This is a genomic window from Streptomyces sp. 796.1, assembly GCF_047525675.1.
Taxonomy (GTDB): domain Bacteria; phylum Actinomycetota; class Actinomycetes; order Streptomycetales; family Streptomycetaceae; genus Streptomyces.
Genome location: NZ_JBLIWA010000039.1, coordinates 177,519 through 204,495 on the forward strand (window position 1 = coordinate 177,519; position 26,977 = coordinate 204,495).

Annotated in this window: 23 protein-coding genes and 3 pseudogenes; 25 read left to right on the top strand and 1 reads right to left on the bottom strand. The window is 70.7% G+C overall.

The genetic code is table 11. The features are described from left to right. Window positions 1–354: 354 nt before the first annotated feature. From ffh to ACMA1D_RS24665, 19 genes and pseudogenes are all read left to right on the top strand, one after another. Window positions 355–1,929: a signal recognition particle protein gene (ffh, locus tag ACMA1D_RS24575; protein WP_414726175.1), complete on the top strand. Its 1,575-nt coding sequence runs from the start codon at window positions 355–357 to the stop codon at window positions 1,927–1,929. Window positions 1,930–2,392: 463 nt separating this feature from the next. Then, complete coding sequence (gene proS, locus ACMA1D_RS24580; protein ID WP_414726176.1) at window positions 2,393–3,805, top strand: proline--tRNA ligase; 1,413 nt, start codon at window positions 2,393–2,395, stop codon at window positions 3,803–3,805. A gap of 403 nt (window positions 3,806–4,208) precedes the next feature. After that, window positions 4,209–4,799 carry a hypothetical protein gene (locus ACMA1D_RS24585; RefSeq protein ID WP_349994505.1) on the top strand — a complete coding sequence of 197 codons (591 nt, stop codon included), beginning with the start codon at window positions 4,209–4,211 and terminating at the stop codon, window positions 4,797–4,799. A gap of 154 nt (window positions 4,800–4,953) precedes the next feature. Continuing rightward, a complete protein-coding gene (rpsP, locus tag ACMA1D_RS24590) occupies window positions 4,954–5,397 on the top strand; it encodes a 30S ribosomal protein S16 (protein WP_176164355.1) in 444 nt (147 codons plus the stop codon). 2 nt (window positions 5,398–5,399) lie between these two features. Next, window positions 5,400–5,639, top strand: a complete 240-nt coding sequence (locus tag ACMA1D_RS24595) for an RNA-binding protein (RefSeq protein WP_414726177.1) — start codon at window positions 5,400–5,402, stop codon at window positions 5,637–5,639. A gap of 329 nt (window positions 5,640–5,968) precedes the next feature. Beyond that, window positions 5,969–6,514, top strand: coding sequence for a ribosome maturation factor RimM (gene rimM, locus ACMA1D_RS24600; protein WP_414726178.1), 546 nt, complete (start codon window positions 5,969–5,971; stop codon window positions 6,512–6,514). Further along, window positions 6,514–7,335 (top strand): tRNA (guanosine(37)-N1)-methyltransferase TrmD, encoded by an 822-nt coding sequence (gene trmD, locus ACMA1D_RS24605; protein ID WP_414726179.1) that lies wholly within the window; start codon window positions 6,514–6,516, stop codon window positions 7,333–7,335. Before rimM ends, trmD begins: the two co-directional genes overlap by 1 nt. A 129-nt stretch (window positions 7,336–7,464) precedes the next feature. After that, a complete protein-coding gene (rplS, locus tag ACMA1D_RS24610) occupies window positions 7,465–7,812 on the top strand; it encodes a 50S ribosomal protein L19 (protein ID WP_349994499.1) in 348 nt (115 codons plus the stop codon). A 51-nt stretch (window positions 7,813–7,863) separates the two neighbouring features. Continuing rightward, on the top strand, window positions 7,864–8,649 hold the full coding sequence (gene lepB, locus ACMA1D_RS24615; RefSeq protein WP_414726180.1) for a signal peptidase I: 786 nt from the start codon (window positions 7,864–7,866) through the stop codon (window positions 8,647–8,649). A 679-nt stretch (window positions 8,650–9,328) separates the two neighbouring features. Continuing rightward, on the top strand, window positions 9,329–10,336 hold the full coding sequence (gene lepB, locus ACMA1D_RS24620) for a signal peptidase I (RefSeq protein WP_414726226.1): 1,008 nt from the start codon (window positions 9,329–9,331) through the stop codon (window positions 10,334–10,336). After that, on the top strand, window positions 10,266–11,354 hold the full coding sequence (gene lepB / locus ACMA1D_RS24625) for a signal peptidase I (RefSeq protein WP_414726181.1): 1,089 nt from the start codon (window positions 10,266–10,268) through the stop codon (window positions 11,352–11,354). Before lepB (ACMA1D_RS24620) ends, lepB (ACMA1D_RS24625) begins: the two co-directional genes overlap by 71 nt. Window positions 11,355–11,517: 163 nt before the next feature. Next, a pseudogene (gene lepB, locus ACMA1D_RS24630) lies at window positions 11,518–12,264 on the top strand (signal peptidase I); the annotation flags it as partial. Window positions 12,265–12,475: 211 nt separating this feature from the next. Beyond that, entirely contained in the window at window positions 12,476–12,997 is a 522-nt protein-coding gene (locus ACMA1D_RS24635) for an NUDIX hydrolase (RefSeq protein WP_414726182.1), read from the top strand. Window positions 12,998–13,036: 39 nt separating this feature from the next. Then, window positions 13,037–13,363, top strand: a complete 327-nt coding sequence (locus tag ACMA1D_RS24640) for a DUF2469 domain-containing protein (protein WP_349994335.1) — start codon at window positions 13,037–13,039, stop codon at window positions 13,361–13,363. 279 nt (window positions 13,364–13,642) lie between these two features. Continuing rightward, a pseudogene (locus ACMA1D_RS24645) lies at window positions 13,643–13,996 on the top strand (YraN family protein); the annotation flags it as partial. Next, the gene (locus ACMA1D_RS24650; protein WP_414726183.1) at window positions 13,996–15,615 is read left to right on the top strand and encodes a YifB family Mg chelatase-like AAA ATPase; all 1,620 of its coding nucleotides are present in this window, start codon (window positions 13,996–13,998) and stop codon (window positions 15,613–15,615) included. The pseudogene ACMA1D_RS24645 and the gene ACMA1D_RS24650, both read left to right, overlap by 1 nt. Next, the gene (gene dprA, locus ACMA1D_RS24655) at window positions 15,612–16,841 is read left to right on the top strand and encodes a DNA-processing protein DprA (RefSeq protein WP_414726184.1); all 1,230 of its coding nucleotides are present in this window, start codon (window positions 15,612–15,614) and stop codon (window positions 16,839–16,841) included. Before ACMA1D_RS24650 ends, dprA begins: the two co-directional genes overlap by 4 nt. Window positions 16,842–17,083: 242 nt before the next feature. After that, the gene (whiG, locus tag ACMA1D_RS24660) at window positions 17,084–17,920 is read left to right on the top strand and encodes an RNA polymerase sigma factor WhiG (RefSeq protein ID WP_349994332.1); all 837 of its coding nucleotides are present in this window, start codon (window positions 17,084–17,086) and stop codon (window positions 17,918–17,920) included. A 74-nt stretch (window positions 17,921–17,994) separates the two neighbouring features. Then, a complete protein-coding gene (locus ACMA1D_RS24665; RefSeq protein WP_414726227.1) occupies window positions 17,995–18,564 on the top strand; it encodes a TetR/AcrR family transcriptional regulator in 570 nt (189 codons plus the stop codon). Between the two features lie 422 nt (window positions 18,565–18,986). On the opposite strand, the pseudogene ACMA1D_RS24670 reads toward ACMA1D_RS24665, so the two are convergent. Further along, window positions 18,987–19,841: pseudogene (locus ACMA1D_RS24670) on the bottom strand (M23 family metallopeptidase); the annotation flags it as partial. Window positions 19,842–20,143: 302 nt separating this feature from the next. Between ACMA1D_RS24670 and rpsB the strand changes: the two are divergent. The 6 genes from rpsB to rlmN all read left to right on the top strand — a co-directional run bounded on the left by rpsB (window position 20,144) and on the right by rlmN (window position 26,964). Further along, window positions 20,144–21,031, top strand: a complete 888-nt coding sequence (gene rpsB, locus ACMA1D_RS24675) for a 30S ribosomal protein S2 (protein ID WP_349997230.1) — start codon at window positions 20,144–20,146, stop codon at window positions 21,029–21,031. A 153-nt stretch (window positions 21,032–21,184) separates the two neighbouring features. Beyond that, on the top strand, window positions 21,185–22,021 hold the full coding sequence (gene tsf / locus ACMA1D_RS24680) for a translation elongation factor Ts (RefSeq protein WP_414726185.1): 837 nt from the start codon (window positions 21,185–21,187) through the stop codon (window positions 22,019–22,021). A 190-nt stretch (window positions 22,022–22,211) separates the two neighbouring features. Next, window positions 22,212–22,979 carry a UMP kinase gene (gene pyrH, locus ACMA1D_RS24685; RefSeq protein ID WP_349997184.1) on the top strand — a complete coding sequence of 256 codons (768 nt, stop codon included), beginning with the start codon at window positions 22,212–22,214 and terminating at the stop codon, window positions 22,977–22,979. Between the two features lie 170 nt (window positions 22,980–23,149). Then, entirely contained in the window at window positions 23,150–23,707 is a 558-nt protein-coding gene (gene frr / locus ACMA1D_RS24690) for a ribosome recycling factor (protein WP_349997183.1), read from the top strand. Then, window positions 23,707–24,867 (top strand): phosphatidate cytidylyltransferase, encoded by a 1,161-nt coding sequence (locus ACMA1D_RS24695; RefSeq protein ID WP_414726186.1) that lies wholly within the window; start codon window positions 23,707–23,709, stop codon window positions 24,865–24,867. Before frr ends, ACMA1D_RS24695 begins: the two co-directional genes overlap by 1 nt. A gap of 990 nt (window positions 24,868–25,857) precedes the next feature. Continuing rightward, window positions 25,858–26,964, top strand: a complete 1,107-nt coding sequence (rlmN, locus tag ACMA1D_RS24700) for a 23S rRNA (adenine(2503)-C(2))-methyltransferase RlmN (RefSeq protein ID WP_414726187.1) — start codon at window positions 25,858–25,860, stop codon at window positions 26,962–26,964. Window positions 26,965–26,977 lie beyond the last annotated feature (13 nt).

Below are 26,977 nucleotides of genomic sequence, written 5' to 3' on the forward strand. Positions count from 1 at the left end.
CGGAGCACGGAGCACGGAGCACGGAGCACGGAGCACGGAGCACGGAGCAGCCTCGCGCGCGAGGCCGCGGAATCAGGGCTCGTCCTTGTTGGCTCGGGGCGCCGATCCTCGCTGGGGGCACGGGGCACGGGGCACGGGGCACGGGGATTGAGGTGGCCCCGTAGTCCGTTCCGGCAAGTCTGAGTGGTGGCGCGGAGCCGTCGGTCTGCGCCCCGTACGGGTCCCGTGAGCGCGCCGTAACCGCCGGTGTCGGACAGTCGGCCGCGGGCCGCGGGGCAGACCACGTCGGACCGGGCGGATACCCTTGGGGGTCAACCGCCGAATCGACTTCGACAAGAAGGACTCGCGACCGCCGTGTTCGATACCCTCTCCGACCGCCTCGCAGCGACGTTCAAGAACCTCCGGGGCAAGGGGCGCCTGTCCGAGGCGGACATCGACGCCACGGCGCGCGAGATCCGTATCGCGCTCCTTGAGGCGGATGTCGCGCTCCCCGTCGTCCGGGCGTTCATCAAGCAGGTCAAGGAACGGGCGCTCGGCGCCGAGGTCTCGCAGGCGCTGAACCCCGCCCAGCAGGTCATCAAGATCGTCAATGAGGAGCTCGTCGGCATCCTCGGCGGCGAGACGCGGCGGCTGCGGTTCTCCAAGACGCCGCCGACCGTGATCATGCTGGCCGGTCTCCAGGGTGCCGGTAAGACCACCCTGGCCGGAAAGCTCGGCCGTTGGCTGAAGACGCAGGGGCACACGCCCCTGCTGGTCGCCTGTGACCTCCAGCGCCCCAACGCGGTCAACCAGCTCTCGGTCGTCGCCGAACGCGCCGGCGTGGCCGTTTACGCCCCCGAGCCGGGCAACGGAGTGGGCGACCCGGTGAAGGTCGCCGAAGACTCCGTCGCGTTCGCCAGGTCGAAGCAGTACGACGTGGTGATCGTCGACACCGCCGGCCGCCTCGGTATCGACCAGGAACTGATGCAGCAGGCAGCCGACATCCGTGACGCGGTGCGTCCGGACGAGGTCCTGTTCGTCGTCGACGCGATGATCGGCCAGGACGCGGTGAACACCGCGGAGGCGTTCCGCGACGGCGTCGGGTTCGACGGCGTCGTGCTCTCCAAGCTCGACGGTGACGCCCGCGGTGGTGCGGCGCTCTCCATCGCGCACGTCACCGGCCGCCAGGTCATGTTCGCCTCCAACGGCGAGAAGCTCGACGACTTCGACGCGTTCCACCCGGACCGCATGGCCTCCCGCATCCTCGGCATGGGCGACATGCTGAGCCTGATCGAGAAGGCCGAGCAGACCTTCAGCCAGGCCGAGGCCGAGAAGATGGCGGCCAAGCTGGCGAAGGGCCCCAAGGAGTTCACGCTCGACGACTTCCTGGCGCAGATGGAGCAGGTCCGCAAGATGGGCTCCATCTCCAAGCTGCTCGGCATGCTCCCCGGCATGGGGCAGATCAAGGACCAGATCAACAACCTGGACGAGAAGGACGTCGACCGTACGGCCGCGATCATCAAGTCGATGACCCCGGCCGAGCGGCAGGAGCCGACGATCATCAACGGCTCGCGCCGTGCCCGCATCGCGCGCGGCTCCGGTGTGGACGTCAGCGCCGTCAAGAACCTGGTCGAGCGCTTCTTCGAGGCGCGCAAGATGATGTCCAAGATGGCTCAGGGCGGCGGCATGCCGGGGATGCCAGGGATGCCGGGCATGGGCGGCGGCTCGCGGAAGAAGGGCAAGCCGCAGAAGAAGGCCAAGGGCAAGCAGCGCAGCGGTAACCCCATGAAGCGCAAGGCCGAGGAACAGGCCGCTGCGGAGCGCCGCGCGGCGGGAGCAGGTGCGGGCGCGCAGCCTGGAGAGGCGTTCGGTCTGCCGGGTGCAGGCAAGGACGCGAGTTCCTTCGAGCTCCCCAAGGAGTTCCGGGACATGCTCCCGCCCCAGCAGTAACCCCGATCACCACAACCGAGCGCCGTGGCCCCGCACACCGATCGGGGACCACGGCGCTCGTGCATGCCCTGCCACGGACACGCCCCGCCCACCGTCGCTCCACCGACCTACCGTGCATGACCCTCCTGCCGGAGCACGGAGCACGGAGCACGGAGCACGGAGCACGGAGCACGGAGCACGGAGCACGGAGCACGGAGCACGGAGCAGCCTCGCGCGCGAGGCCGCGGAATCAGGGCTCGTCCTTGTTGGCTCGGGGCGCCGATCCTCGCCGGGGGCACGGGGCACGGGGCACGGGGCACGGGGCACGGGGCACGGGGCACGGGGCGGGCGGCGCAGCCCCGTGCCTCGTGCCGGCAAGGGTGAGCCCGGCTCCGTCCCCCACCCCGTCCCCGGAGCCTCACCCCGTCCCCGGAGTCCCGGTGCGATTCACGCTCTGTGCCGGTCGCCCCGTACGATCTGCGCCATGGCAAAAGCTCCCGTTCTCACGCCCCAGGCGGACGACTTCCCGCGCTGGTACCAGGATCTGATCAACAAGGCCGAACTGGCCGACAACGGCCCCGTGCGCGGCACCATGGTCATCCGACCGTATGGGTACGGGCTCTGGGAGCGGATGCAGCGGGAGCTCGACGACCGGATCAAGGCGGCGGGCGCGGCCAACGCGTACTTCCCGCTCTTCATCCCGCAGTCGTACCTGACGCGTGAGGCCGAGCACGTCGAGGGGTTCGCGCCGGAGCTCGCCGTCGTCACGCACGGGGGCGGCAAGGAGCTCGAAGAACCGGTCGTGGTGCGACCCACCTCCGAGACGATCATCAACGAGTACTTCTCGAAGTGGGTGCAGAGCTACCGCGACCTGCCCCTGCTGATCAACCAGTGGGCCAACGTGGTGCGCTGGGAGATGCGTCCGCGGGTGTTCCTGCGCACCTCAGAGTTCCTCTGGCAAGAGGGCCACACGGCGCACGCCACGTACGAGGACGCGCGGGAGTACGCCGCACGCATCCACCGCGACGTCTACGCCGACTTCATGGTGAACGTGCTGGGCATCGACGTGGTGCTCGGCCGCAAGACCGCCAAGGAACGGTTCGCCGGGGCGATCAACACGCTCACCCTCGAAGGCATGATGGGGGACGGCAAGGCCCTCCAGCTCGGCACGAGCCACGAGCTCGGGCAGAACTTCGCCAAGGCGTTCAACACCCAGTACCTGTCGGCCGACGGAGGCCGCGAGCTCGTCTGGCAGACCTCGTGGGGCGTCTCCACGCGCATGGTCGGTGGGCTGATCATGTCGCACGGTGACGACAGCGGCCTGCGCGTCCCGCCCCGTCTCGCCCCCGTCCAGGCCGTCGTCCTGGCGATCAAGGGTGAGGAGTCCGTCGCCGCGGTGCGCGCACTCGGCGACAAGCTGGCCGCCGCCGGCATCCGCGTGCAGGTCGACGACCGGGTCGACATTCCGTTCGGGCGCCGCGCCGTGGACTGGGAGCTCAAGGGCGTACCGGTGCGGATCGAGATCGGCCCCCGCGACCTGGAGAACGGCACCGCCATGCTGGCCCGGCGCATCCCCGGCGGCAAGGAGCCGGTGCGCGCCGACACCCTGCCCCAGACGCTGCCCGGCATCCTCGAAGAGGACCAGGCGCTGCTGCTCCAGCAGTCCCGCACCCGTCGGGAGGAGCGCACTGCTGACGTGTCGACCCTCGACGAGGCCGCGCAGGCCGCCACCGCGGGTGGCTGGGCGCGCATTCCGTGGGCGAAGCTCGGCCCCGAAGGCGAAGCCAAACTGGCTGAACAGGCTGTATCCGTACGGTGTTTGATCGCCGAGGATGGTTCGGTGCCGGACGCGGACGATGCTCCCGGTACGGTCGCCATCGTCGCCCGCTCTTACTGACGCGGGCTCCCTCGGCGGGAAGCGACCGATCGGCGCACGAGTCGACGTCCGGGCTCCAGCCGTGCTGCAACGGAGCACGGCTGGACGGCGTCATGGCCCAGCGCGACGGGGCACCGTTCGAGGCGCGCGGGCCGTGGCTGAAGGCGCGCGGAGCCGGCGCAGCGACTGACAGTGCCGCGGGCGCGTGGTGAGAGCGTGCGGCGCTCGTCTGAGGTGCGGACGGTGCCTGGACGCCGGGGCGTACGCACCGGTACGTACCGGCTTGACGCGCACCGTGCCGCTCCTCCGCAGATCTGCGCACCCGCCCTCGTCAGGAGGCATCAGCGTGAACCGACTGGTACGTGCAAATTATTTGGGATGCCCGGAATCGGAACACCCAGCCGCCACCGCTCGTTGTCACGACGTGAGCACGACACCACCTGTTCTCGCCGCGGAACTGGCGCTGGCGTGGGCCGACATTCAACGGCACCACCCCGAGCTGCCGGATCTCGCCGCGCCCGAATCCTTGATCGGAGAGTCGTCGTCCGCCTGTGGCCACGAGCTCTCATTCGAACGGCTGCTGCACGAGGCCGTGCACGGGATCGCCGCAGCCCGCGGCATTCGTGACACCTCGCGTGCCGGCCGCTACCACAACCGCCGATTCCTGGCGATCGCCGAGGAGTTGGGCCTCGATCACGCCGAGGAGCCGCACCCGAGCAGTGGCTTCTCGCTGGTCACCCTGAACCCAGAAGCGAGAAAGCGTTACCGCCCGACTACCGAGCGGCTCCAGCGCGCACTGAAGGCACACACCGTGGCGACCGCCTCCGACACCGCCCGTAGCTTCCGCGGCCCCGCCGCGCGGCACGGGTCGTCCGGTGGCGGGGTGCGTGTCAAGGCGGTGTGCGACTGCGGACGCAATGTGAGAGTCGTCCCATCGGTCCTGGCCCAGGCCCCGATCATGTGCGGTGGCTGCGGTAAGCCCTTCCGCATCCCCGAGGTGGTCGCGGTCGGCTGACCGGCAGCGGTGTGGCACAATAGCGAGCTGTACTCGACAGTCGAACAGGACCCCTCTCTCCTCCGGCTGACGCGTCCATCGGGCGCTCAAGTACCGCAACCCCACGCGGCACGCGAAGTGCTCAACCACGTCAAGACCAGGAGACACCACTCCCGTGGCAGTCAAGATCAAGCTGAAGCGCCTGGGCAAGATCCGCGCGCCTCACTACCGCATCATCGTCGCCGACTCCCGCACCCGCCGTGACGGCCGGGCCATCGAGGAGATCGGCCTGTACCACCCGGTGCAGAACCCCTCGCGCATCGAGGTCGACTCGGAGCGCGTGCAGTACTGGCTCAGCGTTGGCGCGCAGCCGACCGAGCCGGTCGCGGCCATCCTCAAGGTCACGGGTGACTGGCAGAAGTTCAAGGGCCTGCCGGCTCCGGAGCCGATGAAGGTCGCTGAGCCCAAGGCTGACAAGAGCGCGCTGTTCGAGGCTGCGGCGAAGGACGCCGGTGACGAGCCCAAGGGTGAGGCGATCACCCCGAAGGCGAAGAAGGCTGACAAGAAGTCGGACGAGGCGGCCCCGGCTGCTGAGTCCACCGAGTCCACCGAGGCCTGAGGATGCTCGAGGAAGCCCTCGAGCACCTGGTCAAGGGCATCGTCGACAACCCCGACGACGTGCAGGTCGAGTCGCGCAACCTGCGACGCGGGCGCGTCCTTGAGGTTCGGGTGCACCCCGACGACCTCGGTAAGGTGATCGGCCGCAACGGCCGTACCGCGCGCGCCCTGCGCACCGTCGTGGGCGCCATCGGCGGCCGAGGCATCCGGGTCGACCTCGTCGACGTGGACCAGGTCCGCTGAAAAGCGAGTGAGCACCGGCACGGGCCGGGGACGGCTGACTGTCGTCCCCGGCCCGTGCCGCGTTCGCGGGCTACGGTGAGGTGGTGGCCCGTACGACCCGACTCCCGCCCCGTACGCTCCGTAGCGCGTGCAGCGGCGCAAGGCGTGCAGGGGCGCACGGTGCCCTCGGGCGCACGCTCCGCGGAGCGGTGCTCGGAGCCCGTACCGCCCGCACCACGCCGCCCCGCGCTCCGTGGCGTAGGGCCCGGGCGTCGGTCGGCCTCGCGCCCCCTCCCGTCTGATCCACCACCCCCGCGTAGCCCGCGCGGCGGCAGAGAAGGAAACGCACAGTGCAGTTGGTAGTCGCACGCGTCGGTCGCGCCCACGGCATCAAGGGCGAGGTCACGGTCGAGGTACGGACCGACGAGCCGGAACTGAGGCTCGCGCCCGGCGCCGTACTCGCGACGGAGCCCGCATCGGCGGGGCCGCTGACGATCGAAACCGGCCGCGTCCACAGTGGCCGACTCCTGCTGCGCTTCGTGGGCGTCAGCGACCGTACGGGCGCCGAGGCGCTCCGCAACGTCCTGCTGATCGCGGAGGTCGACCCCGAGGAGGTCCCCGATGACCCCGAGGAGTTCTACGACCACCAACTGATCGACCTGGACGTGGTCACCGTCGACGGCACACCCGTCGGCCGCATCGCTGAGATCTCCCACCTGCCGTACCAGGATCTCTTCATCGTCAGGCGCCCCGACGGCAGCGAGGTGATGGTGCCGTTCGTCTCGGAGATCGTCCCCGAGATCGACCTCACGGAGCAGCGGGCGGTCATCGATCCGCCCCCCGGCCTGCTGGACGAGGGGCAGGCCGAGACCGCGCGCGGTGGGGACGGCGCCTGATGCGGCTGGACGTCGTCACGATCTTCCCCGAATACCTGGAGCCGCTGAACGTCTCGCTGGTCGGCAAGGCGCGCGCCCGCGGGCAACTGGACGTACGCGTCCACGACCTGCGCACCTGGACCCACGACCGGCACAACACGGTGGACGACACCCCGTACGGCGGCGGCCCCGGCATGGTCATGAAGCCCGAGCCGTGGGGCGAGGCGCTGGACGAGGTGCTCGGCTCCGGTACGGAGCAGGACGGGGCCGCCCCCGTCCTGGTGGTGCCGACCCCCAGCGGGCGCCCCTTCACCCAGACCATCGCGGTGGAACTCTCCCAGCGCCCATGGCTGATTTTCACCCCTGCGCGGTACGAGGGGATCGACCGCCGCGTCATCGACGAGTACGGCGACCGGCTCGACGTGTACGAGGTCTCCATCGGCGACTACGTGCTCGCTGGCGGCGAGGCGGCGGTGTTGGTGATGACGGAGGCGATCGCCCGCCTGCTGCCCGGCGTACTGGGCAACGCCGACTCGCACCGCGACGACTCCTTCGCCCCCGGTGCCATGGCTGACCTGCTGGAAGGTCCGATCTATACCAAGCCGCCCGAGTGGCGCGGCCGGACCATCCCGGACGTGCTGGTCAGCGGGCACCACGGGAAGATCGCCCGCTGGCGCCGCGACGAGGCGTTCCGGCGCACGGCCTGCAACCGGCCCGACCTGATCGAGCGGTGCGACCCCGCCACACTGGACAAGGGCGACCGTGCGATCCTCGCCGCCCTGGGCTGGCAGCAGGGTCCCGACGGCCGATTTGGGCCACCGGCGACGGTCGTGGAAGAATAGGCCGCTGTTGTCCGCCCAGCGCGCGCCCCTGCCACAGGGGGAACGACGCTCGTCCGGCGGAGCGGCACCCCCATCAACATTTCGAATCCCGTCCATGACCTGTGGCATGGGCGAAGAAAGCAGACGGTCATGCACCTTCTCGACAACGTCGACGCCGCGTCGCTGCGCAGCGACATCCCGGCCTTCCGCCCGGGCGACACCGTCAACGTCCACGTCCGCGTCATCGAGGGCAACCGCTCCCGTGTGCAGCAGTTCAAGGGCGTCGTCATCCGCCGCCAGGGCTCCGGCGTGCGTGAGACCTTCACCGTCCGCAAGGTCAGCTTCAGCGTCGGCGTCGAGCGCACCTTCCCGGTGCACACCCCGATCGTCGAGAAGATCGAGCTCGTGACCCGCGGTGACGTCCGCCGTGCGAAGCTGTACTACCTCCGTGACCTGCGCGGCAAGGCCGCGAAGATCAAGGAGAAGCGCGACAACTGAGTCGAGCGTGTGCCGGGCGGTCACAGACTGGCCAGATAGGCTCTGGGCCCGATGGACACCGACGCAGAGATTTCGGAGCGCGATCGCTCTCCCGACCCCGTAGCGGGTCCGGAGCAGCGGTCGCGCTTCGCGCTTTTCTCGTGGCTGAGCGGCGGTGGCCCGTGGCGCCGGGTGGGGCTGCTCGCCGCCGTCTGCGTGACCTGTGTCGCCCTGCTCAGCGCCTTCGTGGTGCAGCCGTTCCTCATCCCCAGCACGTCGATGGAGAACACCTTCAAGGTCGGAGACCGGGTGCTGGTCAACAAGCTGGCGTACCGTTTCGGTGATGCGCCGCAGCGCGGCGACGTCGTGGTCTTCGACGGCACCGGCTCCTTCGTCGAAGAGGAACCGTCGAGCAACCCCGTCACATCACTGCTGCGCTCGGCCTTCGCGGCGGTCGGCCTGGCCGAACCGGCCGAGACCGACTACGTCAAGCGGGTGGTGGGCGTCGGCGGTGACCGCGTCACCTGCTGCGACAAGCGGGGGAGGATCAAGGTGAACGGCCAGCCGGTGGACGAGGACTACCTGTACCCCGGGGACGCCCCCTCCCAGGTGCCCTTCGACATCGTGGTGCCGGAGGGGAAGCTGTGGGTGATGGGCGACCACCGCAGCGCCTCACGGGACTCCCGCGACCGCCTCGGCGCGCCGGGCGGCGGCTACGTGCCCGAGGACAAGGTGATAGGGCGGGCCGACTGGATCGGTTGGCCGCTGAACCGGCTGCGTTCGCTGCACCGACCCGACGTCTTCGCGCGCGTACCGGAGCCCGGCGCCGCGCACGGATCGGCCCGTGGCGATGGGTGACCGCGGGCGCCCGGGCCCCGGCCACCGTCCCCCGGAGCCGCCGGAGGAGCCTGCGCCCCCGTGGGCCGGGCCGGTGCCCCGTACGGGGCACGGAGCGGCGCAGCACGGAGCGACGGGGCGGGGGGCACCGGGGCACGGAGCGCGGGGCCTGGGGACGGAGCACGGCGCGGGGCCGTTCGCGGCAGACGGCGGGGCGCACCGTACGACGCCCGGCCGCCACGGTGGAACCGATCCCTGGTACGGCGCCGCCGGCGTCGGGCAGAGTCCGGCGGAGGCCGCCCCGAGCGGATCCGCAGGGAACGCCGCGGCCGGCGGCGCCGCGCCCGGGGTAGGCCGGCGTAGCCCCACCCCGAGTGGGGCTGCGCCGGCCCACCCCGCAGCCGCCGTCCACCAGCCCCAGGTCCCGCCGGTGGGACCCCGCCCGACCTGGCCCCCGCCCGCGTCCCACGCGGAGCGCCCCGGCGTACCGTACGGCGCTCCGTACGAGCCCCGGCACGGCGCCCCGGAGCGGGGCGGTCAGCAGCCGCCCCCTGCGCCTCCGCGCCCTCCGGTGGCGACGGGCCCGGTGCCGCCGGAGGGCGCTGCTACGCGCGCGCGGGTGGGCGTGGCTGCTGAGGAGCCCGCGGGACCGGAAGACCTGACCGCATCGGACGGGGCCGCGGCAGACGACGACGCGGCGGTGGACGGGGCCGATGGCGGGCCGCTGCCGCCCCGTGCCACGGGGGGCCGGGCGGAGCGCCGCAGGGCGGCCCAGCGGATCAAGCGCAGACGCCGGCGTTCGGCCATCCGGGAGATTCCGGTGCTCGTCGCAGTGGCGCTGTTGATCGCGCTGGTGCTGAAGACCTTCCTGGTGCAGGCGTTCGTGATCCCGTCCGGCTCGATGGAGCAGACGATCAAGATCGGCGACCGGGTGCTGGTGGACAAGCTCACCCCCTGGTTCGGTGCCAAGCCCGAACGCGGTGACGTCGTGGTCTTCAAGGACCCCGGCGGCTGGCTGGAGAACGAGCACAAGCCCAGCGGGGACGATCCGGTGGGCATCAAACAGGCGAAGCAGTTCCTGACCTTCATCGGCCTGCTGCCGTCTGCGGACGAGCAGGACCTGATCAAGCGGGTGGTGGGCGTCGGCGGCGACACGGTGCGCTGCTGCGACGCGCAAGGGCGGATCACCGTCAACGGCATCCCGCTGAACGAGCCGTACGTCCACCCCGACAACCCACCGTCGAAGCTGAAGTTCGAGGTGCGGGTGCCGAAGGGACGTATCTTCGTCATGGGGGACCACCGCTCCAATTCGGCCGACTCGCGCTACCACCTCGACGACGAGGGGCGTGGCACGATCTCCGAGGACCTGGTGGTGGGCAAGGCCGTGGTGATCGCATGGCCGATCGGCCACTGGCGGCGGCTGGCGGAGCCGGAGCCCTTCGCCGCCGTACGCGATGCGGGTGACGCTCCGTCCCCGGCGGGCGGTGCTCCGCATAGTGTGTCCTCCGGCCCTGCGCTTTCTCCGGAAGCGCAAGGATTGACCCATCTCCCGACCCTTGCGGAACTCCCGCTCGTTATGGGGTTGGTGGGCCTGCGTCGGACCTGGGGCAGGCAGCAGCGCGGCAAGAGGAGTGGATGTGGGGGATTTGGCGGTCGGCGCACGATCCGGACACGAAGAGCCCGAAAGGCGACCCGAGCAGCCCGGTGAGTCACCCGTGAGCGGGGCGCCCGAGGCCGAGCCCCAGTACGCCGCGGGCCGGGCCGGTGGCCCCGAGGAGCCCGGCCAGGGGGGCCAGCAGGCGTCGCGCGGGGACGCGCGCGAGGGCGAGCACCTGCGCCCCGACGGCACCGAGCAGCAGGGCGCCCCGGATGCACCGGCTCCCTCCAGCGCGGACGCGGCACCGGTGGGCGCCTCTGCGACCAGCGAGGACGAGGAACAGAAGGCGCGCAAGCAACGTGCGAAGCACCGGTCCTTCTGGAAGGAACTGCCGCTCCTCATCGGCATCGCACTGCTGCTGGCCCTGTTGATCAAGACCTTCTTGGTGCAGGCGTTCTCGATCCCCTCGGATTCGATGCAGAACACCTTGCAGCGCGGCGACCGGGTGCTGGTGGACAAGCTGACGCCGTGGTTCGGTTCGGAGCCCGAGCGCGGTGAGGTCGTCGTCTTCCACGACCCGGGCGGCTGGCTGGACGAGGCGCCGCAGTCCGACTCCGGGCCGGTCGCCGAGGGCATCCAGAAGGTCCTCAGCTTCATCGGCCTGATGCCGTCGGCCGAGGAGAAGGACCTGATCAAGCGCGTGATCGCGGTCGGCGGCGACACGGTGGAGTGCAAGCAGGACGGCCCCGTCAAGGTCAACGGCAAGGCGCTGGACGAGCCGTACATCTTCCCCGGGGACACCCCGTGCGGTGACAAGGAGTTCGGGCCGATCCACGTCCCCGAGGGCCGGATCTGGGTGATGGGCGACCACCGCCAGGACTCCCTCGACTCCCGCTACCACCAGAACCTGGACAACGGCACCATCTCGACCGACGAGGTCGTGGGCCGGGCGATCGTCAAGGCGTGGCCGATCAACCGCTGGGGCACACTGCCGGTTCCGGACACGTTCAGCCAGTCCGGGCTGGGCGCCGCGTCGCTGACGCCGACGGTGGTCGGATTCGCCGGCGCCCTGCCGTTGGTGCTGCTGCGCCGCCGCCGACTGATCAAGAAGGCGGAACGGAAGAGCTGACGACTCCCATACCGCCGGGTAAGGTGCGGACCTGCGCGCGCGGCGCGGGCCGTGGCCCACGTCGCAGGGAGCGCCGTACGGGGATCGTACGGAGGACCGGCGCGGAGGGGGTACGGGGCCGTGGGGCCCGGGTACGGGCGGTGTCGGGCGAGGGGAGACGGCGATGGGCGGACCGCGACGGAGGAGCGACGGCCAGACCCGCCGTGGCAGCGTGGTGTCGGGTGTGGCCGTCGCCCTGGGCTGCGTGCTCTTCCTCGGTGGCTTCGGGTGGGGCGCGGTGCTCTACCGGCCCTACACCGTGCCGACCGACTCGATGGCACCGACCATCGCCAGGGACGACCGGGTGCTGGCTCAGCGCATCGACGGCAGCGAGGTGCACCGGGGCGACGTCGTGGTCTTCCGCGACTCGGTATGGGGTTCCTTGCCGATGGTCAAGCGGGTGGTCGGGGTCGGTGGCGACAAGGTCGCCTGTTGCGACCCGCAGGGTCGGCTGACGGTCAACGGCAAGGCCGTCGACGAGCCCTACCTGGCACACCAGAGGCCGGCCTCGCCGAGCACGTTCTCCGCGATAGTCCCAGCGGACCAGCTCTTCCTGCTCGGTGACAATCGCGACACCTCGGTGGACTCCCGACGCCATCTGACCGACGGGAGCCAGGGCACCGTGCCGCGCAAGGCGGTGGACGCGCGCGTGGAGGCGGCTGTGTGGCCGCTGAGCTCCCTCGGCATGTTGGAGCAGGCGACGGGCTTCAACACGCTGCCCGGCGGCGCCTCGGAGCAGGGACCGCTCCAGTTGATCACCGGCATGGTGGTGGTCGGGGCGGCCCTGATCCTCGGCGGAGCCGCGTACGGCCCGGTGGCGCGGCTGACCCGCGGTACGCGCAAGCCGCCCCGTGCGGGTGCTGGAAACGGGGCACGGAGCGCTACCGCGCACGGGGCACGGGGCGGCACGGAGCACGGGGCCGCCGTGCCCGGCCGGCGGACCGGCACCGACCGGAACGCACCGGCGCGGGGCACGGGGCGCGGGGCCGCAGCGGCTCCCGGAGCACCGGCAGCCGGCCAGTCCACCACGGGCGACGCGCCCGCGGAGGGGCCACGAGGCGGGAAGGGGACGGCGCGGAGCAATGGCTGACGACATACCGGAGGGCGTGGCGCACCACGCGCCCGAGTTGCGCAAGGTCGCCCGGGTGATCCTGTTGGACCCGGACGACCGCATCCTGCTCATGCACGGCTTCGAGCCCAGCGATCCGTCGTCGACCTGGTGGTTCACCCCCGGTGGCGGCGTCGAGGCGGGCGAGGACCGGGAACAGGCAGCCATGCGGGAACTGGCCGAGGAGACGGGCATCACCGACGTCCAACTGGGGCCGGTGATCTGGCAGCGGGTGTGCTCCTTCCCGTTCGACGGGCGCCGCTGGGACCAGGACGAGTGGTACTACCTGGCCAGAACGGCACAGACGACCACCCGCACCGGCGGTCTGACCGAGCTGGAGCGCCGCAGTGTCGACGGCCTGCGTTGGTGGACTGCCGAAGAACTGTTCGCCGCTCATGAGACGGTGTACCCGACCAGACTTGCTGAACTGCTGCGCACCTTGCTCAACGAGGGGCCCCCGAGCGCGCCGGTGATCCTTGAGACGGAGCGCGCCTGACGCACAATGGGGGGACGCACGGCTGAAGGGGAACATGCCATGAGCGCCGAGGACCTCGAAAAGTACGAGACCGAGATGGAGCTGAAGCTCTACCGGGAGTACCGCGATGTCGTCGGTCTGTTCAAATACGTGATCGAGACGGAGCGGCGGTTCTACCTCACCAACGACTATGAGATGCAGGTGCACTCGGTCCAGGGCGAGGTGTTCTTCGAGGTCTCCATGGCCGATGCCTGGGTCTGGGACATGTACCGGCCGGCCCGCTTCGTCAAGCAGGTACGCGTCCTCACGTTCAAGGACGTGAACATCGAGGAACTCAACAAGAACGACCTCGACCTCACCTCCGGTGAATCGGGCTTCAACAACTGACCGACCTCGGCGACCGAGGGCCGGACGAAGGTTTCTTCACCCGCACGGGTGAGCGGGTTATCCCCAGCGTCTGAGTTATCCACCAAGATCCAAAACTTCGCGGCAGAACCGGCACCGTCGGTGGCGGAGGTATTACTCATGCCGCGAAACCCTCGAAAGCCGTCCCTCGGCAGCGCCGGCGCCAGCCCGCCGCGCCCCGGGACCACCAGACCACCCGTCCCACCCCGCCCGCCCACTGCCGGCCGCCACCCGGCCCCCACCGGCGGGCGCCCCGCCCCTGCCCGCCGCGCCCTCGGGGCTTACGGCGAGACGCTGGCGGTACGCCGACTGGCGGCGGCCGGGATGGTCATCCTGGCCCGCAACTGGCGCTGCCGTGACGGCGAGATCGACATCGTCGCCCTGGACGGGGACGCACTGGTCATCTGCGAGGTCAAGACCCGCAGCGCCGGCCCGTACGAGGACCCGATGGCCGCCGTCCACCAGGCCAAGGCCGACCGGCTGCGGCGACTGGCTGCGCGCTGGCTGGACCAGCACGGCGGACCGCCCCAGGGCGGTGTGCGCATCGACGTCGTCGGCGTACGACTGCCCAGCCGCGGGGCGCCGCAGGTCGAGCACGTACGGGGGGTGACGTGATGGGCTTCGCCCGTACATGCTCGGTCGCGCTCGTCGGCGTCGAAGGGGTCGTCGTCGAGGTGCAGGCCGACCTGGAGCCCGGGGTGGCGGCATTCACGCTGGTCGGGCTGCCGGACAAGAGCCTCTCTGAAAGCCGGGACCGAGTCCGCGCCGCCGTCGTCAATTCGGGCGCCGAGTGGCCGCAGAAGAAGCTCACCGTGGGGCTCAGCCCGGCGTCCGTGCCCAAGGCGGGAAGCGGCTTCGACCTTGCGGTGGCCTGCGCCGTCCTGGCGGCGGCCGAGTTCATCGACCCACGGGAGATCGCCGACCTGATGATGATCGGCGAACTCGGCCTCGACGGCAGGGTGCGGCCGGTCCGCGGTGTGCTGCCGGCCGTGCTCGCCGCCGCCGACGCCGGATACCGACAGGTCGTCGTGCCCGAACAGACCGCGGCCGAGGCCATGCTCGTACCAGGCGTGTCCGTACTGGGCGTGCGCAGCCTGCGGCAACTGATCGCCGTACTGACCGACGCACCGGTACCGGACGAGCCGGAGCCGGCAGAGCAGGGACGCCCCGACCCCATGCTGGCCGGCCTGGTGCTGCCCGGCGCGGGGGCGGGAACGGGCACCGTCGGTCGCCAAGGGGCAGACCGACCTCTGGATCTGGCTGACGTCGCAGGTCAGCACGGGGCCCGCAAGGCGCTGGAGATCGCTGCGGCAGGGGGCCACCACCTCTATCTGATGGGCCCGCCGGGCGCCGGCAAGACCATGCTCGCCGAGCGGCTGCCCGGACTTCTGCCGCCGCTCACGCCGTCGGAAGCCCTGGAGGTCACCGCGGTCCACTCGGTCGCCGGTGTCCTCCCGCCCGGCAAGCCGCTCCTGGACACACCGCCGTACTGCGCTCCGCACCACTCGGCAACGATGGCGTCCCTGGTCGGCGGCGGTGCCGGAATCCCGCGGCCGGGCGCCGTTTCGCTGGCCCATCGCGGAGTGCTTTTTCTGGATGAATGTCCTGAATTTAGCGGGCGGGCGCTCGATGCCCTGCGCCAGCCGTTGGAGTCCGGGCACGTGGTCGTCGCCAGGGCGGCCGGCGTGATGCGAATGCCGGCCAGGTTTTTGCTGCTGCTGGCGGCCAACCCCTGCCCGTGCGGACGACACGGTCAGCCGGGAGACGGCTGCGCCTGTACGCCTGCGGTGATCCGCCGCTACCAGGCCAGGCTGTCGGGCCCCCTGCTCGACCGGGTTGACCTACGAGTGCGGGTGGGCGCCGTGAGCCGGGCCGAGCTGTCGGGAGAACGGGGGGCCGCGGAGAGCACCGCGACCGTGGCGGCGCGCGTACAGGAGGCGAAGGCGCGGGCGGGCGCGCGCTTCGCGGGGACGCCGTGGACGGTGAACGGTGCGGTACCCGGGTACGAGCTACGCACCCGGTGGGACCTGGCTCCGGGCGCACTGCGAGCCGCGGAGCGCGAGATGGAGCGCGGGGTGCTCACTGCGCGCGGCCTCGACCGGGTGCTCCGCGTGGCGTGGACGGTGGCCGACCTCGCCGGACACGACCGGCCGACGGAAGCGGACGTCATCCAGGCGCTGCAACTACGCACGGGCGTCAACCGCGGCGCCCCACAGCCGATGGGAATCGCATGAACGCCCCGGGCCCGGCCGCAGCGGCCGACGACGCGAGCGCGGCCACGGCGTCCGCCCGGGCGGCACAGGCGGAGCGAGCCGGCCCCGACGCCGTCCACGTGGCCCGCGCCGCCCTGACCCGACTGACCGAGCCGGGGGACGAGGCGGTCGGCCGGTGGCTCCGTGAGCTCGGCCCGGTCGCCCTGTGGCGTGCACTGGTCGGCGAGTGCGCACCGCCACCCGGAGCCAGCCCCAGGCGCCTGGCCGGCTGCGCGCTACGGGCCGACCGGCTCGACCCCGCGGCGGACCTGGCGGCCGTCGAGGCGCTCGGCGGGCGCTTCATCTGCCCCGGAGATCCGGAGTGGCCCAGCCAGCTCGACGACCTCGGGGACGCCCGGCCCATCGGCCTGTGGGCGCGCGGCAGGGCTTCGCTGCGGACGTGGGCCCTGCGGTCAGTGGCCGTGGTCGGTGCCCGTGCCTGCACCGAGTACGGGACCCACATCGCCGCCACCCTGGGGTCGGGACTCGCCGAACGGGGCTGGGTGGTGACCTCGGGAGCGGCCTACGGCGTGGACGGCGCGGCGCACAGGGGGGCCCTGGGCGCCGACGGGGCGACCATCGCCGTGCTCGCCTCAGGGGTGAACATCCCCTACCCGCGCGGGCACGCGGAGCTCATCGATCGGGTGGCGGAGCAGGGGGTGGTGGTGGCCGAGCTGCCGCCGGACAGTCACCCGACGCGCAGCCGGTTCGTTCTGCGCAACCGCGTCATCGCCGCCCTCACACGCGGCACGGTCGTCGTCGAGGCCCAGTACCGCAGCGGATCGTTGGTCACCGCCCGGTGGGCGCAGCGGCTCGGGCGCTGCGTGATGGGCGTACCGGGCCCGGTGACCAGCGGACTCTCCGAAGGGGTGCACGAGCTGCTGCGCGGGGAGGGAGTGCTGATCAGCGACGCCGACGAGGTCGTGGAGCTGATCGGAGCCATGGGCGACCTCGCGCCGGCCCGCCGTGGCCCCGTGGTAGGGCGGGACCTGCTGGCGCCGGCGGCCGGCCGCGTTCTGGACGCGCTGCCCGCACGAGGGACCGCCGACACCCGTGCCCTGGCCCGCAGCGCAGGGATGAGTCACGACGAAACGTTGACCAAGCTCTACGAATTGCTGTCGCTCGGCTTCGTCGAACGGGCCCGTGACCGTTGGGAGTTGACCCGAGCGGAGCGGCGTACGGGAAGCTCACGGCGAGGCGGTTCTTGATTTGCGGCAATTGGGTGAAAGGGTGTGGGAGATGACCGTATACGCCGTTGTGGAGCTGGCGTTACGGCCGCCGCCCGCGCCGGCGACCGTAACTCTGAGGTGCGGAGAACGGAACGAATCTGCGCACCACACCACCCTCGCCACTCGCACGCTGCGACGTATTAGTCACGCTACGCTCACAAGGATTCCGACGCGGGCACCCGTCCTCACCCACGTCACGGCAGAACGGCTCAAGACGACGCATGCCCCAGCACACCTCCGGGTCTGAACGCACTACGGTGCCGCCCGCTGCGCGCGGCACCGTCCGGCCATCCGTGCCCTCATCGCTCGAAGAGCTCTGGCGTTCGTACAAGGCGACGGGCGACGACAGGCTCCGGGAGCAACTGATCCTGCACTACTCGCCCCTGGTGAAATACGTCGCCGGACGGGTCAGCGTGGGGCTGCCGGCCAACGTCGAACAGGCGGACTTCGTCTCTTCCGGAGTGTTCGGCCTCATCGACGCCATTGAGAAGTTCGACCCGGACCGGGCCATCAAGTTCGAAACCTACGCCATCACGCGCATCCGCGGCGCGATGATCGACGAGCTGCGGGCCCTGGACTGGATTCCCCGCTCCGTACGGCAGAAGGCCAGGGCAGTGGAGCGTGCCTACGCCACCTTGGAGGCCACGCTGCGACGCACGCCGTCGGAGCCCGAGGTCGCCGCCGAAATGGGCATCGGGGTGGACGAACTGCATGCCGTTTTCAGTCAGTTGTCGCTGGCCAACGTGGTGGCGCTGGAGGAGTTGCTGCACGTCGGCGGCGAGAGCGGCGACCGACTGACGCTCGGCGACACCCTGGAGGACCAGGCGGCCGACGACCCCGTGGAGGTCGCCGAGGACCGGGAGCTGCGGCGGCTGCTCGCGCGAGCCATCAGCACCCTGCCCGAGCGGGAGAAGACCGTGGTCACGCTCTACTACTACGAGGGCCTCACGTTGGCCGAGATCGGCCAGGTGCTGGGCGTCACGGAGAGCCGGGTGAGCCAGATCCACACCAAGTCCGTGCTCCAGCTCCGGGCGAAACTGGCCGACGTCGGGCGCTGAATCGTCCCTCCTGCATCGTCGAGCGTGCCGGGCATACGTAAAGTGGGGGAGTGCCCAGGATTCGAGCGGCCTCGGTGGCCGAGCACCGAACGATGCAGCGCGGCGCCCTGTTGGACGCCGCTCGTACCTTGCTGTCCGAAGGCGGTACCGACGCGCTGACGTTCCCCGCCCTAGCCGAGCGGACGGGGCTCGCGAGGTCGTCCGTCTACGAGTACTTCAGGTCGCGCGCCGCGGTGGTCGAGGAACTGTGCGCGGTGGACTTCCCGGTCTGGGCCGCGGAAGTCGAGGCCGCGATGGAGCGCGCCGACACCGCTGACGGCAAGATCGAGGCGTACGTCCGACAACAGTTGGCGCTGGTCGGAGACCGCCGTCACCGCGCCGTGGTCGCCATCTCCGCGGGCGAGCTGGACTCGGGCGCCCGGGAGAAGATCCGGGCCGCCCACGGTGGACTCATCGCCATGGTCGTCGAGGCGTTGGGCGAGCTCGGACACCAGCAGCCCAGGTTGACGGCGATGCTGCTCCAGGGCGTGGTCGACGCGGCCGTACGGCGCATCGAACTCGGGGCCGCCGAGGACCCCGGGCGTATCACGGACGAGGCCGTCGCCATGGCCCTGTGCGGGGTACGCGGGCGGGCCGCTGACTGACGACGCCCCAGCCGCCATCGCGCCCAGGCCGCCGTCGCGCCCGCCAACGCCGCATGGAGTACGCCGCCGGCTGCTGGCCACACCGACCGCGCCTGCCTGCGCAGGGCGCTCCGGCTGAGAGCGGGCGGCTCGCCCCGTTGCTGGACGGGGCCAGCGGTCGGGTCGTGCAGATGGGCGCAGCGAGCGTGCTCGAACGTGATGCCCCGACGGTGCGCCGTGGCGAGGACGGACTCGGAGCGGCCCGACTGCCCTGGCGCGGGCACCGCCGCCGGCTGACCAGCGCCGCTCGGCTCCGGTACGCCGATGACGGGGAGCAGCCGGGACGGGCCACGGCGCAGCATGGCGGGCGGCATCAACGACAGCGGGTCCAGGTACTCCGCCCCGCGCCGCAGCCCCCAGTGCAGACATCCGGGGCGGCAGTGGAACGGGCCCGCCTCCGACACCGCCACCACCTGTCCGGCAGTCACCTCCGCACCCTTGGCCACCAGCGCCCGCACGGGTTCGTACGTCGTACGCAGCGCTGGGCTGCCGCTCGCTGAGACCGCGATGGACAGCACCCCGCGCCCCGCTACCCGGCCCGCGAAGACGACGCGGCCCGAGGTGGCAGCCCGTACGGGTTGGCCGGTCCGGGCAGCCAGGTCCACGCCGCGATGGCCGGCCGCCCACGGCTCGGGCGGCAACTCCAGACCACGCAGGACGGTGGGGCGCAGCGCCCCGAGCCCCGGATCCACAGGCCAGGCGCGGTCGGCGGTGGCGGATCCCAGCGGGGCCGGGCGTCGCGGTGGCGCCGGTGTCCGCACGTCCGGCCCGGGGTGGGGAGCCCGCTCCGGCGTGACGACGCCCGGACCGGGGCGCGAGCCGCCGCTCCGTACCGCGCTGGCGCCCCGACGTGGCCCTCGGGGCGCGGCGGTCTGAGGCGTGCCGGATGGGGAGCTGGTCCTGGTGGCCTTGAGCGAGGCCGCCGTGGGGCGGGAAGTGGGGGCCGGGCGGTCGGTGATGCCGCTGCTGGCGAGCCCGGGCCCGGGGGCGGCGATCTGATCCGTGCTGACCTGCGGTTTCTGTTCGAAACCATGGGCCTCGGCCCGCACCACTGCGGCGCACGCGGTCACGGCGAGGCCGATCGCCGTGGCGCCCGTCGCCAGCCAGCGGACCAGCGGGGAGCGTAAGCAGCCGGCTCCGGGGCGGCGTGAGCGGGGCCTGGCGCGTGGGATGGGGAGACGGCGGCAGAAGTGGCGAAGGGCCTGGCTGGCCCGGTGGGGGCTGAGGGAAATACGCATGGGACGACCGTGCCGCAAATCGGCAACTTGCGGTGATCATGGTCGTCTTCTGTGGATAACTCACGGCTTGCGGATAACGCCGTCACCCGCAGGTGTAGCGGTCCCGTACACTTCAGGTGGCGATCCGGGTCACCGGGTCGACTTCGCACGCCCCGCCACCGGCGCAGCAGTCCCTTTTCGGGCAGCCCGGTGGCCGCGTCCCTCGGTCCTCGGAAGGTTTCCTTTCGCGGCAGGCGCGTCGGGGCGTCAGGCGCGGCAGCCGCCCGGCCGCCGCGGGAACCGAGTATCCAAGGAGTACGGCCATGGCCGTCGTCACGATGCGGGAGCTGCTGGAGAGCGGCGTCCACTTCGGTCACCAGACCCGCCGTTGGAACCCGAAGATGAAGCGCTTCATCTTCACCGAGCGCAACGGCATCTACATCATCGACCTGCTCCAGTCGCTGTCGTACATCGACCGCGCCTACGAGTTCGTCAAGGAGACCGTCGCGCACGGCGGCTCCATCATGTTCGTCGGCACGAAGAAGCAGGCGCAGGAGGCGATCGCCGAGCAGGCGACCCGCGTCGGCATGCCCTACGTCAACCAGCGCTGGCTGGGCGGCATGCTCACCAACTTCTCGACCGTCTACAAGCGCCTCCAGCGCCTCAAGGAGCTTGAGCTCATCGACTTCGAGGACGTGGCCGCCTCCGGCCTCACCAAGAAGGAGCTCCTGGTCCTCTCCCGCGAGAAGGCCAAGCTGGAGAAGACCCTCGGCGGCATCCGCGAGATGCAGAAGGTGCCGAGCGCCGTCTGGATCGTCGACACCAAGAAGGAGCACATCGCCGTCGGCGAGGCGCGCAAGCTCCGTATCCCGGTCGTCGCCATCCTCGACACCAACTGCGACCCCGACGAGGTCGACTACAAGATCCCGGGCAACGACGACGCGATCCGCTCCGTCACCCTGCTCACCCGCGTGATCGCCGACGCCGTCGCCGAGGGCCTCATCGCCCGCTCCGGTGCCGCCAGCGGTGACGTGAAGGCCGACAAGGCCGCCGGCGAGCCCCTCGCCGAGTGGGAGCGCGACCTGCTTGAGGGCGACACCGCCAAGAAGGCCGAGGAGGCCGGCAAGCCCGCCGAGGCGGCTGCCGAGGCTCCGGCTGCCGAGGCTGCTGCCCCCGCCGAGGCCCCGGCCGCGGACGCCGAGCAGGCCTGACGAACGCTCGGCGGACCGGGCCAGCACCCGTTCCACCCAGCGTCACGACTGGCGGCGGCGGGGCGTCGCGTCACGCGACGCCCCGCCGTCCACCCGTAAGATCACAGATCTTTCGAGACCTTTCGAGACCTTTCGAGAAGAGATTCACAGACCATGGCGAACTTCACCGCCGCTGACGTCAAGAAGCTCCGTGAGCTCACCGGCGCCGGCATGATGGACTGCAAGAAGGCGTTGGACGAGGCCGAGGGCAGCGTCGACAAGGCCGTCGAGATCCTGCGCGTCAAGGGCCAGAAGGGCGTGGCCAAGCGCGAGAGCCGCAACGCCACCAACGGCGCCGTCGTCTCGCTGATCGCCGACGACAAGACCTCCGGCGTGCTGGTCGAGCTCAAGTGCGAGACCGACTTCGTCGCCAAGGGTGACAAGTTCGTCGCCGTCGCCGACGCCATCGCCGCGCACGTCGCCAAGAGCGCCCCGGCCGACATCGACGCGCTGCTCGCCTCCGAGATCGAGGCCGGCAAGACCGTGCAGGCGTACGTGGACGAGGCCAACGCCACCCTCGGCGAGAAGATCGTCCTGGACCGCTTCGCCCAGTTCTCCGGCGGCTACGTCGCGGCGTACATGCACCGCACCAGCCCGGACCTGCCGCCCCAGGTGGGCGTGCTCGTCGAGCTGGACGCCGAGAACGCCGAGGTCGCCAAGGACGTCGCGCAGCACATCGCCGCCTTCTCGCCGAAGTTCCTCACCCGCGAGGAGATCTCGGCCGAGACGGTCGAGAACGAGCGTCGCGTCGCCGAGGCCACCGCGCGCGAGGAGGGCAAGCCCGAGGGCGCCCTGCCGAAGATCGTCGAGGGTCGCGTCACCGGCTTCTTCAAGGAGAACGTGCTGCTGGACCAGCCGTTCGCCAAGGACAACAAGAAGTCCGTCAAGAAGGTTCTGGACGAGGCCGGCGTCTCGCTCAAGCGTTTCGCGCGCTTCCGCGTCGGCGTCTGAGCTCACTTCGGGATTCAGCCCGGCTCAGGGGCTGAGCCAGGGCAGCGAATGACCAGCGACCCCGATAGGGTCGTACGCAGCTAACCGTCACCGGTTAGTCGCAGATGTGACGAGGAGGCCATTGCCGTAGAGGTCGATCAAGGACCATCCCGGCAGTGGCCTCCTTCGTATGTGCACGAGGAGATCTCCCATGAATCTGGACGCCGATCAGGCCGACTCGAAGGCCGACGGGGCCAAGCGCCGTCGGTTCCTGCTGAAACTGTCCGGCGAGGCATTCGCCGGCGGTGGCGGACTCGGCGTTGATCCAGACGTCGTGCACAAAATCGCCCGCGAGGTGGCCGCCGTCGTCCGCGACGGGGCCGAGATCGCCATCGTCATCGGTGGCGGCAACTTCTTCCGCGGCGCCGAACTACAGCAGCGCGGCATGGACCGAGCCCGCTCCGACTACATGGGCATGCTCGGCACCGTCATGAACTGCCTGGCCCTCCAGGACTTCCTGGAGAAGGAGGGCATCGACTCCCGGGTACAGACCGCCATCACCATGGGGCAGGTGGCGGAGCCGTACATCCCGCTCCGTGCCGTACGACACCTGGAGAAGGGGCGCGTCGTCATCTTCGGCGCCGGCATGGGCATGCCGTACTTCTCCACCGACACCACTGCCGCTCAGCGTGCCCTGGAGATCGACGCCGAGGCCCTGCTGATGGGCAAGAACGGCGTGGACGGCGTCTACGACTCGGACCCCAAGCGGAACCCGGACGCGGTCAAGTTCGACGCGCTCGGCTACGCCGAGGTGATCACCCAGGACCTCAAGGTCGCCGACGCCACGGCGATCACGCTGTGCCGCGACAACCAGCTACCGATCCTCGTCTTCGAGCTGCTGGCCGAGGGCAACATCGCGCGTGCGGTGAAGGGTGAGAAGATCGGCACGCTCGTCAGCGACCAGGGCGACCGGGACTGACGGTCCGTACCGCCTTCGCACGACCGTCCGTGATGCCATACGGACGGCAACTCCCGGCCGTCGGAAGTGCCCGACGCGGGGATGGACAACGGCCTGCCGGTCGGACACCGTGCAGGAGAAGACGCACGCAGGGGCGAGGCTCTGCTTACTGATAACACCAGGAGCAAGTGGTGATCGAAGAGATCCTCCTCGAGGCCGAGGAGAAGATGGAGAAGGCCGTTGTGGTCGCCAAGGAGGACTTCGCCGCGATCCGCACCGGGCGTGCGCACCCGGCGATGTTCAACAAGATCGTGGCGGACTACTACGGGGCGCTGACGCCGATCAACCAACTGGCGTCGTTCTCGGTGCCGGAGCCGCGCATGGCGGTGGTCACGCCGTTCGACAAGAGCGCGCTGCGCAACATCGAACAGGCCATCCGCGACTCGGACCTGGGCGTCAACCCGAGCAACGACGGAAGCATCATCCGGGTGGTGTTCCCCCAGCTCACGGAGGACCGCCGCAAGGAGTACATCAAGGTCGCCAAGGGCAAGGGCGAGGACGCGAAGATCTCCATCCGCAGCGTCCGGCGCAAGGCCAAGGAGACCATCGACAAGCTCGTCAAGGACGGCGAGACCGGTGAGGACGAGGGCCGGCGCGCGGAGAAGGAGCTCGACGACACCACCGCGAAGTACGTCGCGCAGGTGGACGAGCTGCTCAAGCACAAGGAATCCGAGCTGCTTGAGGTCTGATGAACCACTCATCCTGGGGGGCTCCGCCCCGTGCCGGGCACCCGGGCTCGACCGACCAGGGCCCCGTTCCCTCGCTTCACGGGGCAATGCCCTCGACGTCGGCGGGTCCCGTGCGTGAGACGGGCGATACGGCGCAGACTCGGCCCATGCCCATCGTGCCCGACAACGGCGGAGACCAGGACGACCAGGGGGCCGCTCGGCTGAGCGGTCCCCTGTTCCGCGACGAGCAGGACTCCGCCCCGTCCCCCCGTTCCGGCTCGGAGCCTGCTCACGAGCCGGCACGGGGCGATGCAGACACAACGCCCAGGGAGCACCCCGACGTGCCAGCCGCGCCGCAGAAGAAGCGCGCCGGACGCGATCTGCGCGCCGCGATAGGAGTGGGCCTCGGGCTTGGCGCGATCATCGTCGTCTCGCTGTTCGTGAAGAAGGTCCTCTTCGTCGGCGTGATAGCGGTCGCCGTGGTCGTCGGCCTGTGGGAGCTGACCTCCCGTCTCGCTGAACGCAAGGAGATCCGGGCGCCGCTCGTCCCACTGGCCGTGGGCGGCGCTGCCATGGTGGTCGCGGGGTACCTGCGGGGCGCTCAGGGGGCCTGGATCGCCATGGCGCTGACGGCCCTCGCGGTGCTCATCTGGCGCATGACGGAGCCCCCGGACAACTACCTCCGGGACGTGACGGCCGGTGTCTTCGCCGCCTTCTACGTACCGTTCCTCGCCACCTTCGTCGCCCTCATGCTCGCCGCGGACGACGACGGGCCGCAGCGGGTACTGACCTTCCTCATCCTGACCGTGGTCAGTGACACCGGCGCGTACGCCGTCGGTTGGAAGCTCGGCAAGACCAAGCTCGCCCCGCGCATCAGTCCCGGCAAGACGCGCGAGGGGTTGGCGGGGGCCGTGGCCTTCGCCATGGTCGCCGGGGCGCTGTGCATGGAGTACCTGGTCGACGACGGGGCCTGGTGGCAGGGGCTCATCCTCGGCTTCGCCGCGGCCGTCAGCGCCACGCTGGGCGACCTCGGAGAGTCGATGATCAAGCGTGACCTCGGCATCAAGGACATGGGGTCGCTGCTGCCGGGACACGGCGGAATCATGGACCGCCTCGATTCCCTCCTTCCGACGGCGCCGGTCGTGTGGCTGCTGCTGGTGATGTTCGTCGGCTCGGGCTGAGCGCCCAACGCCCCGCATACGGCCGAGACCGGCCGCCACGCCTGGCAGGTTGCTGGGGGTGGCGGCCGGTTTTGGGTTGGGTGGGAGGTGGCGTGGGGTGGGGGTGGGTGGTCATGAGGGTTTGTGGGTGGTGGGGGAGTGGGGCTGTGCGTTGGGGCTGGGGCGGAGTGGGGTGTGTGGGCGGTATGTGGGGTGGGCGAGACGTAGGGGGCGGTTGTGGTGGTCGGGGAGGTGGGTTTGCCTGTGGCACGGAGCACGGAGCACGGAGCACGGAGCACGGAGCACGGAGCACGGAGCACGGAGCGGGGCGAGGGCGAGGCCGTTCGTCCTTGCTGGTACGGGGTGCTGATCATTGCCGGGGGCACGAGGCACGAGGCACGGGGCACGGAGCACGGAGCGGGGGCGGAGCGTGGAGCCTTGTGGGCGAGGCCGTTCGTCTTTGCTGGTACGGGGTGCTGATCATTGCCGGGGGCACGAGGCACGGGGCACGGGGCAGCGGTGTTCCACGGTTCGTTGCGGTGTGTGGGCCTCACCTTGGGCCTGGAACGTCATGTCCTGAGCCATGTGGTGGGTGCTGTCGATGAGGGCGCGGCGTTCGGCGTGCGGATGCGTGCTTGCTCCCCAGTGCTTGCTCCCCGCGGAGCTGGCGACGCACCGGGTGCGACGCCCTGGTAGCGGGGCGGAGAGAAAGAGCCTCCGGTGGCTCCGTCGCTGTCTCCGGGGGTGGTGCGTGCCTGGGTGAGGAGCAGCGGCGGTGGGTTTCTCCTCGACGGGGGCGTGTACGGGGCAGGCAAGGCGCAAGAGGTGGCAGGCGGGTGGGCAGGTTTGTTCCCTGCGTACCCGGCGCTCCGTTCGGTTGCGCACGGGGGAGGCGAAGAACGAGCGGACCTTGGACCTTCTTGACCTTCTGACCAGCAGTTTTGCGGTACCTGAGTGCGGGGAACACGGTCGGCGAGCCCTTTGGCGTACGTCTGCGACACTAGATGGACCATGCCTGCACCTGGAGAACTCACTTTCGTCGCGCCGCGCGGAGCCAAGAAGCCGCCGCGGCACCTCGCCGATCTCACCCCTGCCGAGCGCCGTGAGGCCGTGGCTGCCATCGGTGAGAAGCCGTTCCGCGCTGGGCAGGTCTCCCGGCACTACTTCGCGCGCTACGCGCACGACCCGGCGGGTTGGACCGACATCCCCGCCGCGGCGCGCGAGAAGCTGGCTGCCGAGCTGTTGCCGGACCTCATGAACGTGGTCAGGCACATCAGCTGCGACGACGACACCACCCGCAAGACACTCTGGCGGCTCCACGACGGCACTCTGGTCGAGTCCGTGCTCATGCGCTACCCGGACCGCGTCACGATGTGCATCTCGTCTCAGGCGGGCTGCGGCATGAACTGCCCGTTCTGCGCCACGGGGCAGGCGGGGCTGGACCGTAACCTCTCCACGGCCGAGATCGTGCACCAGATCGTCGACGGCATGCGGGCCCTGCGGGACGGCGAGGTGCCTGGTGGCCCGGCCCGGCTGTCGAACATCGTCTTCATGGGCATGGGTGAGCCGCTGGCCAACTACAACCGGGTCGTCGGCGCCATCCGGCGGCTGACCGATCCGGAGCCGGACGGCGTGGGGCTCTCGCAACGCGGCATCACGGTGTCCACCGTCGGCCTAGTCCCCGCGATGCTCCGGTTCGCGGACGAGGGCTTCAAGTGCCGCCTCGCGGTCTCCCTGCACGCGCCCGATGACGAACTCCGGGACACCCTGGTACCTGTCAACACGCGCTGGAAGGTGCGTGAGGTGCTGGACGCCGCCTGGGAGTACGCGGAGAAGTCCGGCCGTCGGATTTCCATCGAGTACGCCCTGATCAGGGACATCAACGATCAGGCCTGGCGCGCCGACCTGCTGGGGAAGCTGCTCCGCGGGCACCGTGTCCACGTGAACCTCATCCCGCTCAACCCCACGCCCGGCTCGAAGTGGACCGCTTCGCGACCGGAGGACGAGCGGGCGTTCGTGGCGGCGCTCGAAGCGCATGGCGTACCCGTGACGGTTCGGGACACCCGTGGTCAGGAGATCGACGGGGCGTGTGGGCAACTGGCGGCGTCCGAGCGCTGACGGAGCCAGGGGG

What these genes read in the sequence shown, in the direction of transcription:
- tsf (WP_414726185.1), top strand. Translation starts at nt 21,185, where the DNA reads ATGGCGAACTTCACCGCCGCTGACGTCAAGAAGCTCCGTGAGCTCACC.
- ACMA1D_RS24695 (WP_414726186.1), top strand. Translation starts at nt 23,707, where the DNA reads ATGAACCACTCATCCTGGGGGGCTCCGCCCCGTGCCGGGCACCCGGGC.
- proS (WP_414726176.1), top strand. Translation starts at nt 2,393, where the DNA reads ATGGCAAAAGCTCCCGTTCTCACGCCCCAGGCGGACGACTTCCCGCGC.
- ACMA1D_RS24635 (WP_414726182.1), top strand. Translation starts at nt 12,476, where the DNA reads ATGGCTGACGACATACCGGAGGGCGTGGCGCACCACGCGCCCGAGTTG.
- rpsB (WP_349997230.1), top strand. Translation starts at nt 20,144, where the DNA reads ATGGCCGTCGTCACGATGCGGGAGCTGCTGGAGAGCGGCGTCCACTTC.
- lepB (WP_414726180.1), top strand. Translation starts at nt 7,864, where the DNA reads ATGGACACCGACGCAGAGATTTCGGAGCGCGATCGCTCTCCCGACCCC.
- dprA (WP_414726184.1), top strand. Translation starts at nt 15,612, where the DNA reads ATGAACGCCCCGGGCCCGGCCGCAGCGGCCGACGACGCGAGCGCGGCC.
- ACMA1D_RS24650 (WP_414726183.1), top strand. Translation starts at nt 13,996, where the DNA reads ATGGGCTTCGCCCGTACATGCTCGGTCGCGCTCGTCGGCGTCGAAGGG.
- ACMA1D_RS24640 (WP_349994335.1), top strand. Translation starts at nt 13,037, where the DNA reads ATGAGCGCCGAGGACCTCGAAAAGTACGAGACCGAGATGGAGCTGAAG.
- rlmN (WP_414726187.1), top strand. Translation starts at nt 25,858, where the DNA reads ATGCCTGCACCTGGAGAACTCACTTTCGTCGCGCCGCGCGGAGCCAAG.
- ACMA1D_RS24595 (WP_414726177.1), top strand. Translation starts at nt 5,400, where the DNA reads ATGCTCGAGGAAGCCCTCGAGCACCTGGTCAAGGGCATCGTCGACAAC.
- rplS (WP_349994499.1), top strand. Translation starts at nt 7,465, where the DNA reads ATGCACCTTCTCGACAACGTCGACGCCGCGTCGCTGCGCAGCGACATC.
- trmD (WP_414726179.1), top strand. Translation starts at nt 6,514, where the DNA reads ATGCGGCTGGACGTCGTCACGATCTTCCCCGAATACCTGGAGCCGCTG.
- pyrH (WP_349997184.1), top strand. Translation starts at nt 22,212, where the DNA reads ATGAATCTGGACGCCGATCAGGCCGACTCGAAGGCCGACGGGGCCAAG.
- whiG (WP_349994332.1), top strand. Translation starts at nt 17,084, where the DNA reads ATGCCCCAGCACACCTCCGGGTCTGAACGCACTACGGTGCCGCCCGCT.